Origin of the sequence: Paractinoplanes bogorensis, assembly GCF_018829635.1 — a bacterium.
Lineage (GTDB): Bacteria > Actinomycetota > Actinomycetes > Mycobacteriales > Micromonosporaceae > Actinoplanes > Actinoplanes bogorensis.
Genome location: NZ_JAHKKG010000001.1, coordinates 448335 through 462240, shown reverse-complemented (window position 1 = coordinate 462240; position 13906 = coordinate 448335). Strand labels below are relative to the sequence as shown.

12 protein-coding genes and 1 pseudogene are annotated in these 13906 nt (G+C 70.2%); 4 read left to right on the top strand and 9 right to left on the bottom strand.

Features of this window, described 5'->3' with window-relative positions; all coding sequences use genetic code 11:
- Positions 1-65: 65 nt before the first annotated feature.
- The 3 genes from KOI35_RS02195 (at position 66) to KOI35_RS02185 (ending at position 2278) form a co-directional block, all read left to right on the top strand.
- Positions 66-740, top strand: coding sequence for an amino acid ABC transporter permease (locus KOI35_RS02195; RefSeq protein WP_215784279.1), 675 nt, complete (start codon positions 66-68; stop codon positions 738-740).
- Positions 737-1621, top strand: coding sequence for an amino acid ABC transporter permease (locus KOI35_RS02190; protein WP_215784278.1), 885 nt, complete (start codon positions 737-739; stop codon positions 1619-1621). The genes KOI35_RS02195 and KOI35_RS02190 overlap by 4 nt, the downstream gene beginning before the upstream one ends.
- A 159-nt stretch (positions 1622-1780) precedes the next feature.
- Positions 1781-2278 (top strand): DinB family protein, encoded by a 498-nt coding sequence (locus tag KOI35_RS02185; RefSeq protein ID WP_215784277.1) that lies wholly within the window; start codon positions 1781-1783, stop codon positions 2276-2278.
- Here the strand turns inward: KOI35_RS02185 and rny are convergent.
- The 7 genes and pseudogenes from rny to KOI35_RS02150 all read right to left on the bottom strand — a co-directional run.
- Positions 2259-3800: pseudogene (gene rny, locus KOI35_RS02180) on the bottom strand (ribonuclease Y); the annotation flags it as partial. The gene KOI35_RS02185 and the pseudogene rny sit on opposite strands and share 20 nt — an antisense overlap.
- Before the next feature lie 595 nt (positions 3801-4395).
- The gene (locus tag KOI35_RS02175) at positions 4396-5208 is read right to left on the bottom strand and encodes a hypothetical protein (RefSeq protein WP_215784275.1); all 813 of its coding nucleotides are present in this window, start codon (positions 5206-5208) and stop codon (positions 4396-4398) included.
- 1232 nt (positions 5209-6440) lie between these two features.
- A complete protein-coding gene (locus KOI35_RS48725) occupies positions 6441-6947 on the bottom strand; it encodes a regulatory protein RecX (RefSeq protein WP_215784751.1) in 507 nt (168 codons plus the stop codon).
- Between the two features lie 775 nt (positions 6948-7722).
- Entirely contained in the window at positions 7723-8769 is a 1047-nt protein-coding gene (recA, locus tag KOI35_RS02165) for a recombinase RecA (protein ID WP_203377732.1), read from the bottom strand.
- A gap of 198 nt (positions 8770-8967) precedes the next feature.
- Positions 8968-9168, bottom strand: coding sequence for a DUF3046 domain-containing protein (locus KOI35_RS02160; protein ID WP_215784274.1), 201 nt, complete (start codon positions 9166-9168; stop codon positions 8968-8970).
- Positions 9169-9307: 139 nt separating this feature from the next.
- Positions 9308-10087 carry an ABC transporter permease gene (locus tag KOI35_RS02155; protein ID WP_215784273.1) on the bottom strand — a complete coding sequence of 260 codons (780 nt, stop codon included), beginning with the start codon at positions 10085-10087 and terminating at the stop codon, positions 9308-9310.
- The gene (locus tag KOI35_RS02150) at positions 10084-11022 is read right to left on the bottom strand and encodes an ATP-binding cassette domain-containing protein (RefSeq protein ID WP_215784272.1); all 939 of its coding nucleotides are present in this window, start codon (positions 11020-11022) and stop codon (positions 10084-10086) included. The genes KOI35_RS02155 and KOI35_RS02150 overlap by 4 nt, the downstream gene beginning before the upstream one ends.
- Before the next feature lie 77 nt (positions 11023-11099).
- Here KOI35_RS02150 and KOI35_RS02145 point away from each other — a divergent pair, with 77 nt between their 5' ends.
- Positions 11100-11864 carry a TetR/AcrR family transcriptional regulator gene (locus KOI35_RS02145; protein WP_215784271.1) on the top strand — a complete coding sequence of 255 codons (765 nt, stop codon included), beginning with the start codon at positions 11100-11102 and terminating at the stop codon, positions 11862-11864.
- Here the strand turns inward: KOI35_RS02145 and KOI35_RS02140 are convergent.
- Both KOI35_RS02140 and KOI35_RS02135 read right to left on the bottom strand, forming a co-directional pair.
- A complete protein-coding gene (locus KOI35_RS02140; RefSeq protein WP_215784270.1) occupies positions 11836-12498 on the bottom strand; it encodes a UdgX family uracil-DNA binding protein in 663 nt (220 codons plus the stop codon). The genes KOI35_RS02145 and KOI35_RS02140 overlap by 29 nt on opposite strands.
- Positions 12499-12545: 47 nt before the next feature.
- Positions 12546-13892: an aminotransferase class I/II-fold pyridoxal phosphate-dependent enzyme gene (locus tag KOI35_RS02135; protein WP_215784269.1), complete on the bottom strand. Its 1347-nt coding sequence runs from the start codon at positions 13890-13892 to the stop codon at positions 12546-12548.
- Positions 13893-13906 lie beyond the last annotated feature (14 nt).

The following is a 13906-nucleotide window of genomic DNA, read 5'->3' as shown; positions in this document are numbered from 1 at the left end:
CGGCGGGGCCGGGCGACCGGCCCCGCCGATGTTGTTTTCCACACCTCTTTCAATCGAAGGTGCCGATGGACGTCTTCTCCGATGCGTTGAACCGGGACGTATATCTCACCGGGTTCCTCTGGATCCTGAAGCTCACGCTGGCCGGTGGCGTGGGGGCCCTGGTGCTCGGCGTGCTGCTGGCCGCGATGCGGGTGTCGCCGGTCCCGGTGCTGCGCGGCTTCGGCACCGCCTGGGTCAACACCTTCCGGAACACCCCGCTCACGCTGATCATCTTCTTCTGTTACTTCGGCCTGTTCTCGACGCTGGGCCTGTCGCTCTCGGACGACATCAACCTCAACAACTTCTGGCTCGGCGCGATCGGCCTCGCCGTCTACACCGCCGCGTTCGTGTGTGAGGCGATCCGCTCGGGCATCAACACGGTGCCCGCCGGTCAGGCCGAGGCGGCCCGGGCGATCGGCATGACGTTCCGCCAGACGCTGACGATCGTGATCCTGCCGCAGGCCGGCCGGGCCGTGATCGCGCCGCTGGGCAGCATCCTGATCGCGCTCTGCAAGAACTCGACCATCGTCGGCACGATCGGCCTGATGGAGTCGTCCAACGCGATGAAGGAACTGATCAACGCGAACGGCGACGCGGTCATCCCGATCTTCCTGGTGTTCGCCGGCACGTTCGCCCTCTTCCTGATCCCCACCGGTTACGCGTTCGGCTGGCTGGCCAACCGCCTGGCGGTGAAACGATGAGCACCGATGCCGTCTTGTATGACCACCCGGGGCCCAAGGCCAAGGTCCGCAACCTCGTCCTGACCGTAGTCTTCGGGATCGCGGTGCTCGGGCTGCTCTGGTGGATCTACTCGCGCTTCGACGCGAAGGGCCAGTGGGACGCCAACCTCTGGAAGCCGTTCACCCAGTCGAGCACCTGGACCGACTACATCCTCCCCGGCCTGTGGGGCACCATCAAGGCGGCCGCGGTCGCGATGGTGCTGTCGCTGGTGTTCGGTGTGCTGTTCGCGGTCGGCCGGCTCAGCGACCACTGGTGGGTCCGGTGGCCCGCCGGTGCGGTTGTCGAGTTCTTCCGGGCCGTACCGCTGCTGCTCCTGATGTTCTTCATCTTCTTCGGGGTGCCGTTCATCACCGAAGAGCCGATGTCGATCTTCTGGGCCGTGGTCCTCGGTCTGACCCTCTACAACGGATCGGTGCTGGCCGAGGCCTTCCGCGCCGGCGTCTACTCGGTGCCCCGCGGGCAGAGCGAGGCTGCGTACGCGATCGGCATGCGCAAGGGCCAGGTGATGAGCCAGATCCTCATCCCGCAGGCGGCCCGGGCGATGCTGCCGGTGATCGTCAGCCAGCTGGTCGTGCTGGTCAAGGACACCGCGCTCGGCTACATCATCTCGTACAACGAGCTGATCCAGCTGGGCGTCAACAACCTCTCGGCCAACTTCGGCAACGTGGTGCAGGCCGCGATCGTGGCCGCGATCATCTACATCATCGTGAATTCGCTGCTCACCGCGTTCGCGGGCTGGCTCGGACGGCGCACCCGCCGCACCGGCAAGGCACCGCGGGTCACCGGCGCGCAGCAGATGACCGTCGAGCCCGGCATGGGCGGCGGCGGGGGCACGAGCTGACAGACCCTTTTCCCGTACGCCTGTAAGCGCTCGCAAAAGTGGCCCCGGTACCTCGCCGGGGCCACTTTTGTCGGCCTGCTCACTCCTGTCCGGCTGGTGTCTGCACGCTCACGTCGATCCGGCTTGCTCCCGGATGCCGGCTCTTGACATGCTGCCGCCATGATCTCCACGGACGACGTCACCGACCAGCCGCTACGAGCCCAGTTCGAGGTCTTCCTCGACGAGCACCGCCAGGCTCTGCACGACTGTCTCGACGACCTCACCGAGGAGCAGGTGCGCAGCTCGCTCGTGCCGTCCCGCACGACGCTGCTGGGCCTGGTCAAGCATGCGACCTTCGTCGAGAAAGTGTGGTTCGACGAGGCGGTCACGGGACGGTCGCGGGCCGAGATCGGCATCCCCACGGACCCCGACGAATCGTTCATCCTGGATGATTCGGACACCATTGCGTCCGTACGGGAAACGTATTTGTCAGTGTGCGATGAGTCCCGAGCCGCCGCCATCGGGTTCGGCCTCGATGATCTTTTGCCGGGTAACCGTCGCGGGCCGCTGCCGCTGCGCTGGGTCTACCTGCACCTGCTGCGGGAGCTGGCGCAGCATTGCGGCCACGCCGACATCCTCCGCGAGCAGCTGGGGCTGGCTAACGAGCAAGCTCGGTGACGCGGGACTCCCGCACCACCGTGACCCGGATCTGACCCGGATAGGTCAGCTCCTCCTCGATCTGCTTCGCCACGTCGCGGGCCAGCACGGCCGCACCGATGTCGTCGATGTCGTCCGGGCGCACCATCACCCTGATCTCGCGCCCGGCCTGCATCGCGAAGACCTTCTCGACGCCGACCTTGCTGGCGGCGATCTCCTCGATGCGTTCCAGGCGCTTCACGTACGCCTCGAGGCTCTCCCGCCGTGCCCCCGGACGCCCGCCCGAGCAGGCGTCCGAGGCCTGGGTCAGCACGGCCTCGATGGTCTGCGGCTGAACCTCGTTGTGGTGCGCCTCGATCGCGTGCACCACGTCTTCCGACTCGCCGTACTTGCGGGCCAGGTCGGCCCCGATCAGCGCGTGACTGCCCTCGACCTCGTGGGTCAGCGCCTTACCGATGTCGTGCAGGAACGCCGCCCGCTTCATCGTCGGGATGTCCAGGCCCAGCTCGGCCGCCATGATGCCGGCGATGTGGGCGGTCTCGATGAGGTGCTTGAGCACGTTCTGGCCGTAGCTGGTGCGGTAGCGCAGCCGGCCCAGCAGCTTGGCCAGCTCGGGGTGCAGGTCGGTGATGCCGACGTCGACCAGCGCCTCCTCGGCGGCCCGGTCACAGAGCTGCTCGACCTCGCCCTTGGCGCTCTCGAACACCTCCTCGATGCGGTGCGGATGAATCCGGCCGTCCAGCACCAGCTTCTCGAGGGTCAGGCGACCGACCTCACGGCGTACCGGATCGAAGCAGGAGAGCAGCACCGCCTCGGGAGTGTCATCGATGATCAGGTTGACCCCGGTGACCGACTCGAACGCCCGGATGTTGCGGCCCTCACGGCCGATGATCCGGCCCTTCATCTCGTCGCTCGGCAGGTGCAGCACGCTGACCACACTCTCCGAGGTCTGCTCGCTGGCGATCCGCTGGATGGCGTCGACGACGATGTGCCGGGCCCGGGTGTCGGCGGTGCTCTTGGCCTCGCTCTCGATGTCGCGGACCAGGATCGCGGCCTCCCGCTTGGCCTGCGCCTCGATGCTCTCGACGAGCTCGGTGCGGGCGATGTCGGCGGTCAGCCCGGCGATCCGCTCGAGCTCGCGGCGCTTCTTCTCCTCGACGCCGGCCAGCTCGGACTCGCGACCGGCCAGGGCCGCCTCACGGGTGACGAGGTCGGCGTCCATGGTCGCCAGGCGGCGTTCCCGCTCGACCAGCCGCTCCACCTCGTCGCCGTGCAGGCGCTCGCGCTCGTCGATCCGGGCGGCGCGGCGCTCGACCTCGGCGGCCTGCTCCTTGGCGGTGGTGTTGAGCAGCGCCACCTCACGCTCACCCTGGCGGCGGGCAGCCGTGCGGACCTGCTCGGCGTCGGCCTCGGCCTGGCGATGGGCGTGCTCGAGGATCGTGTCGGCCTCGCTGTGGGCGGCCTCGAGCACCCGGCGGGCCTCGGCCCGGGCGGCGCCCGCCTCGGCCTTGGCGGCAGCGGCCTCCGCGCGTACGGAAGCGGCCTTGGCATTGGCGTCGTCGACCTTGGCGTTCGCGTCCTCGACCTTGGCGTTGGCGTCCTCGACCTTGGCCAGCGCGTCGTCGACGGCCTGACCCTGACCCTGGTCGTCCACCCGGACCCGGTGCAGCTGTCGCATCGCGCGGGTGCCCAGCACGATGCCGGCCACCACGATCGCGGCGAGGACGACGATCGCCACCACCAGCACCCAGTCCAGGGTGGTCGTCATCTCGGCGCGTCTCCCTCCGCCCGGCACGGTGTGAACGTGCGGGCCCGTTGCTGCGGGATGCCCGACCAAGGCACGACTCATCGACCCGCCGCCCACTTGGGGGTGCGACGGTGCCGACCGCCCTTATATCGGCTCCACGACGCATGCGGTCTCGCGCCGGTGCCGTATCTGTGGCTGCTTGCTGGCTACAAGTGATGCCGTAATGTAATGCGATCTATGTTGTGACTGTTGCTTGCGATGGTCGAACAAACCTTGTGTAACGCGAGGCTAGGTCGCGAGTGCCACTTCGGTCAAGGATCCATGATTCGGCAGCGGATGGGACTTAGGGCACAGACTCGCTTACCCCCAGCTCACGACACCGACGGGCATTTCAGGCGTACCGGGACCAGAGATCGCGCATCGGTTCCCACTTCTCCCCCAGACCTTCCTTCCAGTACGCCAGCAGGTAGCCGGCAACCGGGGTCCGGGCGTCGTCCCACCACACACCGCTGACCGTTCTCGTCGTGCCACTCTCGGTGAGACGGTACGCGTACTCCAGGTAGTTGCCGGTAATTCGGCCCGAAGGGGTGGTCCCCTCAGTCGCCCGGGCCACCCCCGGGGTGAGTTCCGGGGCGTCGCCGGTGTCCGCCTTCGCCCGCGCCCGGTCCCGGTCGGCGACCGAGTCGTACTCGACGAAGATCGCGCTCATCCCGTCCAGGGAACAGCGGACCCGGGCCTTCTCGCCAGTGTTGGCCCTGGGCCGGGTGCAGGAGGTCAGATAGGGCAGGAAGCCCTCGGCGATCGGGGTCAGCGCGGTGCCGGCGAAGGTGGCCCGATTGAGGGTCAGCTGGTTCTGCTCGAACGAGCCCAGGCTTGGTTGCTGGGCCTTCGGCTCGTTGGGGGCGGTGGCCCGGCCCACGAAGTAGCCGCCCGTGCCGAAGAGCAGGAGGCCGGCGACCAGGCCGGCCAGGATGCCGATGACGAGGCGGTTGCGCGCGGGCGGCGGGGACGGCTCGATGCGGCGGCCGGGAGGGGTGCTGAAGCCGTAGGGGGTGTCGGTCCAGCCCTCTTGACGCTCGCCGAAGGGGTCGCCGCCGTGGAAGGGACCGTAGGCGCTGCCGGTCGGGGGTCCGCTGATCGGGCCGCCGGGGTACGGGCTCCCGCTGGCCGGGCCGCCGGGGTACGGGCTCCCGCTCGCCGGCACGCCACTAGCCGGGCCGCCGGGATATGGGGTCTCGCTGGCCGACATGCCGCTGGTCGGTGACCCGGTCGGCATTCCGCCGGCTGGACCGGCGGGGTGTGGGCCTCCGCTGGCCGGCACGCCGCTGGCCGGGCCGCCGGGGTATGGGGTCCCGCTGGTCGGTGACCCGGTCGGCATTCCGCCGGCTGGACCGGCGGGGTGTGGGCCTCCGCTGGCCGGCACGCCGCTGGCCGGGCCGCCGGGGTATGGGGTCCCGCTGGCCGACATGCCGCTGGTCGGTGACCCGGTCGGCATTCCGCCGGCTGGACCGGCGGGGTGTGGGCCTCCGCTGGCCGGCACGCCGCTGTTCGGTGTTGACCCGGTCGGCATGCCGCTGTTCGGTGTTGACCCGGTCGGCATTCCGCTGGTCGGACCGGCGGGGTGTGGGCTTCCGGCGGCCGGACCGGATGGGGTGCTGGGATTTGGGGTCTCGCTAGCCGGGGCGGGGCCGGACTGCGGCGTGGGGTTGCTGGGCTCGTCGCTGGGCGGCGGGTTGTTGCTCGCCTGCGCAGGGACCGTGGGAGCGCTCACCTGCTGCGGCGGCACCGGGGCGGTGGCCCGCGGCGGCAACGCAGGGGCAGTCGGCTGCGGCGGGGCTGCGGCTGCGCCCGTCGGCGACGGGGATGCCGGGGCGGCCGAGGCAGGGTTGGGTTGCTGCTGCGGAATGAGCGGAGCGGTCGGCTCGGCACCCTCCGGGAAGGGACCGTGGCCCCGCAACCTGCCCTGCGAAGACTCGGTCACAATGCCGCATATTACCAACCAGTGGCGAACGCCGATGTCTGCCGCAGACGCCCTCGACCTGCCCGATCACCCTTGCGACCCCACGCGATCGCAGGGTGGGCCGCGACACGAAACCACAGCCACGTCGTGATCGAGGGGGCAGACCTGTGCGGCCGCGGCAGCTCCAAACGCGGCTGAGACTGAACGCGGTCACGCGGACGCGGGGATGGGTGTCGACTCGGCCGACTACGCCAGCGATCGGACGCCACGCGAGAAGGCCAGGACGCCGCAGGGCGAGGGTGCAACTCGACGTGGCGAGGTTGGTGCGTCACGCGGCGGAAGACGCGGTCAGCGCCGCTGGTCGGCGGCCAGATTGAGGCGCCACACAACGGAAGACCCGGTCAGCGCCGCTGGTCGGCGGCCAGATTGAGGCGCCACACAACGGAAGACCCTGTCAGCGCCGGTGGTGGGGTGGGTCAGGCGGTGGGGTCGATGTCGGTGGCCAGGGCGTCGGCGTCGAGCTGGTCGGCGAACTCGGCTGCCTCGGCGTCGCGGGCGGCCAGCGCGTCCTTGACCGCACGGATGGCCACGCCGGCCGGGTAACCCTTGCGCGCCAGCATTCCGACCAGACGGCGGAAGACGGCGTCGGGTGCGCCCGTGGCCGTGCGGAGCTTGCGGTCGACCAGCGCGCGAGCCGTGGCGGCCTCGTCATCCTCGTCCAGCGTCTCGAGAGCCTCACTGGCCACCTCGGCGTCGACGCCACGCTGGCGCAACTCGTTGGCCAGCGCACGGCGCGCCAGACCACGGCCCTGATGGCGGCTGGTCACCCAGGCCCGGGCGAAGGCCGCATCGTCGATGATCCCGACCTCGTCGTAGCGGTCGAGAACCTCGGCGATCACCTCGTCGGGGACCTCTTTGCGGGCGAGCACCTTGGCCAGCTCGGCCCGGGTGCGCGGCCGCACCGCGAGCTGACGCAGGCAGATCTCACGCGCCCGCTCGCTCTCGCTCTGCCCGGGTTGCCGGACGACGCCACCCTGGGCACGATCCCCGCCACGACCCCGCCGGCCCCGGCGCCCGCGACCGCCCGCTCCCCCGGTTCCGTCGCGCTCCGCCTCATCATGTCCGGCACCGTCGAGCCCTGCTTCGTCGTGCCCAGCCCCGCCACGGCCGACGTCGTCACCACGCGCGGCAGAACCGTCGGCGCGCCAGCCGCTCCGAACACCACGACTCACCCTGCCGAGATCAGCCTCGTCGTCACGAGTGGCATAGCCGTCGGCGCGCAAGCCGCTCCGAACACCACGACCAGCGCTGCCGCGATCGGCCTCGCCGTCGCGATCAATCCCGTCCGAGCCGACGGCGAGATCGTCACGGGTCGCATAACCGTCAGCGCGCAAGCCGCTCCGAACACCACGACTCACCCCGCCGAGATCAGCCTCGTCGTTGCGGGTGGCGTAGCCGTCGGCGCGCAAGCCGCTCTGGATGCCGCGCCGAACGCGCGGTGTGGACGAGCCGCCGGGAACGGCGTCGTCGGGAGCGGAAGCGTCGGTGGGGGTAATGGTCAGGTCGTCGCGGTAGGGGATTCCGCCCGGCGAGGCCCGCCGGCGACGGGGTGGAACGTTGCCGCGTTCCTGGTCGTCGCCGGTATGGGGCTCGCCGGGCGGGTGCTCATCGTAGGCGCGGGCGGGCCGGGGCGGGACCGGGTCCCACCCGCGGCCGGAACGTGCGCCCCGTCGGGCCGGCACGATGTGGACCTACCGATCAGAAGTCGACCGGCGGGAGCTCCGGGCCACCCGCGGCGTCGCCGGTCGTCTGGCCGACGCCCAGCTTCTCGAGGATCTTCTTCTCGATCTCGGCGGCGACGTCGGGGTTTTCCTTGAGGAACTCGCGCGCCTTCTCCTTGCCCTGGCCCAGCTGGTCACCGTCGTAGGTGTACCAGGCGCCGGACTTGCGGATGATGCTCTGCTCGACGCCGACGTCGATCAGCGAGCCCTCGCGCGAGATGCCCTTGCCGTACATGATGTCGAACTCGGCCTGCTTGAACGGCGCGGCCACCTTGTTCTTCACGACCTTGACGCGGGTGCGGTTGCCGACCACGTCGGTGCCGTCCTTGAGGCTCTCGATGCGGCGCACGTCGAGGCGGACGGAGGCGTAGAACTTCAGCGCGCGGCCACCGGTCGTCGTCTCGGGCGAGCCGAACATGACGCCGATCTTTTCGCGGAGCTGGTTGATGAAGATCGCGGTCGTGCCCGAGTTGTTCAGGATGCCGGTGATCTTGCGGAGTGCCTGGCTCATCAGGCGGGCCTGCAGACCGACGTGGCTGTCACCCATCTCGCCCTCGATCTCGGCGCGCGGCACGAGGGCGGCCACCGAGTCGATGACGATGATGTCGAGCGCGCCGGAGCGGATCAGCATGTCGGCGATCTCGAGCGCCTGCTCACCCGTGTCGGGCTGCGAGACCAGCAGCGCGTCGGTGTCGACGCCCAGGGCCTTCGCATATTCCGGGTCGAGCGCGTGCTCGGCGTCGATGAACGCGGCGATGCCGCCGTTGCGCTGCGCGTTGGCCACCGCGTGGAGCGCGACTGTCGTCTTACCGCTGGACTCCGGCCCGTAGACCTCGATGACCCGGCCCCGCGGCAGGCCGCCGACGCCGAGCGCGACGTCGAGCGCGATGGAGCCGGTGGGGATGATCGCGGTCTCGACGACCGGACGCTCCCCCAGGCGCATCACCGAGCCCTTGCCGAACTGCTTGTCGATCTGAGCCAGCGCCAGATCGAGCGCCTTGTCCCGGTCAGGTCCTGCCACCATGTCCGCCACCCCTGTACCCGATTTAACGGTCGTCTTCGCCGATGCGCTTCTGTTCACCACGGGCATCAAGGTAAGCGGTGGGTATGACAAAAATCGACCGCCCGGCTCGAGCCTGTGGATAACGAGCCGCTGTGGACAATAGCCGAACACGTGTACGACGAACGAGTGACACGCCAGAACGGGTGTACGAAAATCGGGTCAACGCAGGCGAGCGGGCACCCGATCGGGGTACGCGGCCACGACTGCACGCCAGATAGTGGCGGTATCGATACCGTCCGCAATCGCTTTCTCGATTGTCCGGTCACCGAGGCCGGCAAAAGAATGGTCCGCCGCGATGCTGCGCGCATAGGCGGGACCGAAGGCTTCCTCCAGCCGCGCCCAGAAATCCGTCAACCGCACACCCCGAGCGTACCCATTCCCCGACACCGCCCCAGGACCCCGGGGCGCGCGCGTGACGGCGTACGGGAAAGGGCATTTTCCCGTACGGGGTAAAGACTCGGACGCCGAGCGCGGCCTCACCACGTACGGGAAAATGGTCTCAGGCTCGCAACCGGCGATAGGCGCGCGCCGAAAGCGGCAGGAAGACCGCCGTGAGCAGCGCCGGCCAGCCCAGCGCCAGCCAGACGGCGTGGTCGGCGAGCGGCCCCTCGGTGATTCCGGTGGGATTGCCGAACAGTTCACGCGCCGCCGATGCCGTGGCCGACAAGGGATTCCAGGCGGCGATCGCGCCCAGCCAGTCCGGCATGGTCTCGGCCGAGACGATCGCGGTGGAGAGGAATCCGATCGGCCAGACCAGCACCTGTACGGCCATGGTCGCGCCGTCGCCACGGAACGTCAGGCCGACGAAAATGCCGATCCAGAGCATCGCGAATCGCAGGAAAAGCAGCAGAATCACGGCGAGAGCGGCCGAGGCCGGGTCCGAAGTGATCCGCCAGCCGATCAGCAGGCCACCGAGGATGAGCACCAGCAGTTCGAGCGCGGAGTTGGCCATATCCGCGCCGACCCGGCCCAGAGCAACCGAGGCGCTGCCGATGGGCAGCGATCTGAATCGGTCAGTGATGCCCTTGCGCGCGTCGCCCGCCATCGCCGTCGCCGTGCTCTCGACGCCGAACATCATGCTCAGCGCCAGCATGCCGGGCAGCAGGAAGGTGATGTAGTCGCCCCCGCCGGGCACGGTGATGGCGCCGCCGAAGAGGAAACCGAAGACCAGCAACAGCATGATCGAAAAGAGCAGTCCGAAGATCGGTGCCCACGGTTGGCGAACCCAATGCGCGAGGTTTCGCTGGGTCAGGATCCACCCGGCTCGTACGGCGGTCATCGGATTGCCTCCTGCGAGGTGAGGGTGAGGAAGACCTCATCGAGAGTCGGGCGCCGCAGCACCAGGTCCTCGGGCGTGATGCCGGAGTCGTCGAGCGCCCGGACGATGGCGGCGAGCGCGGTGACGCCGGAACCGACCTCGAAAGTGAGGCTGCGCGCCTCGTCGTCGGGCACGGCCGGGATCCCGACCGCCGCCGCGAGCTGCTGCGTCACCGTCTCCAGCGGAGCGCCGGCCGGAATCGTCACCGTCACCCGATCGCCGCCGATCTGGCGCTTGAGCACGCCGGGAGTGTCGTCGGCGACGACCCGGCCGTGGTTCATCACCGAGATCCGCGCGGCCAGCTGGTCCGCCTCGTCGAGATATTGGGTGGTCAGCAGCACCGTGGTGCCGGCCGCGGCGACCTCGCGGACGGCGGCCCAGACCTCGTTGCGGGCGCGCGGGTCGAGGCCGGTGGTGGGCTCGTCGAGGAAGAGCACGGCGGGCGTGAGGATGAAGCCGGCCGCGATGTCGAGGCGGCGCCGCATGCCGCCGCTGTAGGTCGAAACCGCCCGCTCGGCCGCGTCGACCAGCCCGAACATGTCGAGCAGCCGGTCGGCCCGGGCCCGGGCGTCCACTTTGCTCAGGCCGTAGAGCCGGCCGAACATCACCAGGTTCTGCCGGCCGCCGAGGATCTCGTCGACCGCGGCGTTCTGCCCGATCAGCCCGATCCGGCGGCGGACCTGGGCGGCCTGGGTGCGTACGTCGTAGCCGGCGACCCGGGCCACACCCTCGTCGACATCGATGAGGGTGGCCAGGGCCTTCACCGCCGTGGTCTTGCCGGCGCCGTTCGGACCGAGCAGGCCGTGGATCACTCCGGGAGCCACCGCCAGGTCGAAACCGTCCAGAGCCTGTACGTCGCCGTATCTCTTCCGTAGTCCGTCCGCCTCGAGATTCACCCGTCGCCCCTAACTCCGTATGCCTTACGGTATTTGCTGCGCGCTACACCGTACACCCCACGGGGTAATATCCGCACATGGAAAATTCGGACGTCGACCGCACCCTGACCCTGTTGTGGCGGCGGACGCTCGGGACGCCGCAGGGCTCCCGGGGGCCGAAGCAGCGGTTCAGCGTCGACGAGGTGATCCGGGCCGGGATCGAGGTGGCCGACGAGGAGGGGCTACCTGCGTTCTCGATGCGCAAGGTCGCCGACCGGCTCGGCCTCAAGCTGATGTCGATCTACACGTACGTGCCGGGCCGCGACGAACTGATCGGTCTGATGGTCGACGAGGTGATGGGCGAACCCGAACTGACGCCGCACGAGGGCGCCTGGCGCGAGCGGCTGACGGCGGTCGCGCGGCAGATGTGGGACGAGTTCCACCGGCATCCGTGGCTGCTGCAGGTCGAGCAGAGCCGGCCGTGGATCGGGCCCAACGGCTCCGACCGGTACGAGTGGCAACTGGCGGCGATCGAGGGGGCCGGCTTCGGCGACCTCGAGATGGATCAGACCATCACGCTGATCGGAGACTTCACGTGGGCGTCGGCGCGGGCCGACATCGCCGCCCTTCGCATCGCGGAGCAGAGCGGCGTCTCGGACGCGGACTGGTGGGCGGTCAACGCGCCGGTGCTTGAGCGGGTGATGCCGCCCGGCGGCTACCCGATCTCGGGCCGGGTCGGCACCGCAGCCGGCGAGGAGTACAACGCCATCCGGGATTCGGAGCGCTCGTTCCGCTTCGGCCTCGAGCGCATCCTCGACGGGCTGGAGCAGATGCTCACCGCAGAGCGGCGGCCGCCAGCTTGAGGTCGTCGACCAGGCCGCGGTACGCCGTCTCGCGGTCGTCGGCGCGCAGCACGGCCGACGGATGAATGGTGGCCAGCGCCTGGCACTCGGCGACCGGGAAGTCTTCGGGATGCTGGGCCGCGGCGGGCCACGGCATGAGCCGCCCCCGCTGCTGCGTCACCCGGAACGAGGGCCCGAGCAGGGCGCGCCCCGCGGTGGCGCCGAGAATGACGATCATCTCGGGCTTGAGCAGCGAGAACTCGGCCACCAGCCAGGGCCGGCAGGCGGTGATGTGGGCGGGGCCGGGGCTCTGGTGGATGCGCCGCCGGCCGCGCAGCTCGAAGCGGAAGTGCTTCACGGCGTTCGTGATGTAGACGTCGCTCGCGTCGAGGCCGGAATCGTCGACCGCCTCGCGCAGCAGCCGCCCGGCCGGGCCGACGAAGGGCAGGCCCTTCTGATCCTCGACGTCGCCCGGCTGCTCGCCGACCAGCACCAGGCGGGCGTGCGGGGCACCGCGGCCGAACACGGTCTGCGTCGCGTCGGCGTGCAGCTCGCAGCCCTCGCAGCCGGCTGCCGCGGACTTGAGCTGGTCGATGCTCCGCGGCTCGTCCGGCACCCACTGCTGCGCGCCGACCGGCGCTTCGGTCCTAGGCATGGACAACGTTCTACCCGAAACCCCGGCACGAAAGCATCCCGGGCACCCTAACGAGTCGGCGGATAGAACGACGGCGGACGAACAGCGACGGCCACGGCCTCGGCCAGCGCGGCGATCTGCGCCTCGGGCAGAGGACCGATTGATATCCGTACGCCCGCAGGAGCCGACAGCCGGAACAGGGAACCCGGCGCCACGGCATAGCCGGCCTCACGCAGCAGACCGACCGTGCGGGTCTCGTCGGGCACCGGCACCCAGACGTTGATGCCGGTGGCACCCTCGGCGGGAACGCCCCGGGATCGCAGCGCCTCGATCAGGGCCCGGCGGCGATCGCCGTAGGCCCGGGCGGCCCGCGCGACGGTTGCGGTGACCTCGTCGTCGCGCCACAGATGCAGGAGCAGACGCTGGAGAACGGTGGAGACCCAGCCGGAGCCGATGCGCATGCGGCCGGCGACCCGGGCGATGGTGGCCTCGTCGCCGGCCAGCACGGCGATGCGCAGATCGGGGCCGAACGGCTTGGACGCCGAGCGGGTGACCGCCCACGCGCCGGTGACCGGGCCAATGCAGTGCGGCGGATCCTCGGCCAGCTCGGCGGCGTGATCGTCCTCGATCAGCAGGACACCGGGATGACCCGCGAACAGGGCACGCAGCGAATCGGCCCGGGCGGCACTGACGGCGGCGCCGGTCGGATTTTGCGCGCGCACAGTGACGACCGCGGCCCGGGCGCCGGCCTGAAGAGCGGCGGCCATCGCGACCGGGTCGGGACCCTGCTGATCGACGGCCACCGGCAGCGGGCGGAGGCCGAGCGCGGCCAGCAGGTCGAACAGATTGGACCAGCCCGGATCTTCCACGGCGACCGCGTCGCCCGCGCGCAGATGAGCCGTGAGCAGACGCTCGATGGCGTCGAGAGTGCCCGAGGTGACGGTGATCTGGGCCTCGCCGGCCGGGATGCCCCCCGCGACCAGCCGGGGCCGGGCCGCCTCGATCAGCTCGGGCATGGCCGACGCCGACGCGTAGCCCTGGGGTGGGCCGTTGCTCTCGGCGACGGCCCGCAGCGCCCGGTCGAGCGGGGGCAACAGCCCGAGGTCGGGCTCGCCGGACGAGACGTCGCGCACACCGGGCGGGACCGGCAGGCGCAGCGCGGACCGCGGCCCGGCCACCGGCGGACGCGACCGGATGCGGGTGCCGCGGCGGCCCTCGGTCTCGACCACGCCGCGTTGCCGCAGCTCCTGATAGGCCTTGGCCACCGTCGCCGGGCTGACGTGGAGGCTCTCGGCGAGCACCCGGACGGGCGGCAGCGCGGCGCCGAACACCCAGTCGCCGGCACGGACGCCCTGCTCGATGCTGGCGGAAATCGAGGCGGCGCTGTCACCGGAGACCTGATACTGTGCTGACACAAGACAGAGTTTGT

What these genes read in the sequence shown, in the direction of transcription:
- KOI35_RS02195 (WP_215784279.1), top strand. Translation starts at nt 66, where the DNA reads ATGGACGTCTTCTCCGATGCGTTGAACCGGGACGTATATCTCACCGGG.
- KOI35_RS02190 (WP_215784278.1), top strand. Translation starts at nt 737, where the DNA reads ATGAGCACCGATGCCGTCTTGTATGACCACCCGGGGCCCAAGGCCAAG.
- KOI35_RS02185 (WP_215784277.1), top strand. Translation starts at nt 1,781, where the DNA reads ATGATCTCCACGGACGACGTCACCGACCAGCCGCTACGAGCCCAGTTC.
- KOI35_RS02140 (WP_215784270.1), bottom strand. Translation starts at nt 12,498, where the DNA reads ATGCCTAGGACCGAAGCGCCGGTCGGCGCGCAGCAGTGGGTGCCGGAC.
- KOI35_RS02155 (WP_215784273.1), bottom strand. Translation starts at nt 10,087, where the DNA reads ATGACCGCCGTACGAGCCGGGTGGATCCTGACCCAGCGAAACCTCGCG.
- KOI35_RS02145 (WP_215784271.1), top strand. Translation starts at nt 11,100, where the DNA reads ATGGAAAATTCGGACGTCGACCGCACCCTGACCCTGTTGTGGCGGCGG.
- recA (WP_203377732.1), bottom strand. Translation starts at nt 8,769, where the DNA reads ATGGTGGCAGGACCTGACCGGGACAAGGCGCTCGATCTGGCGCTGGCT.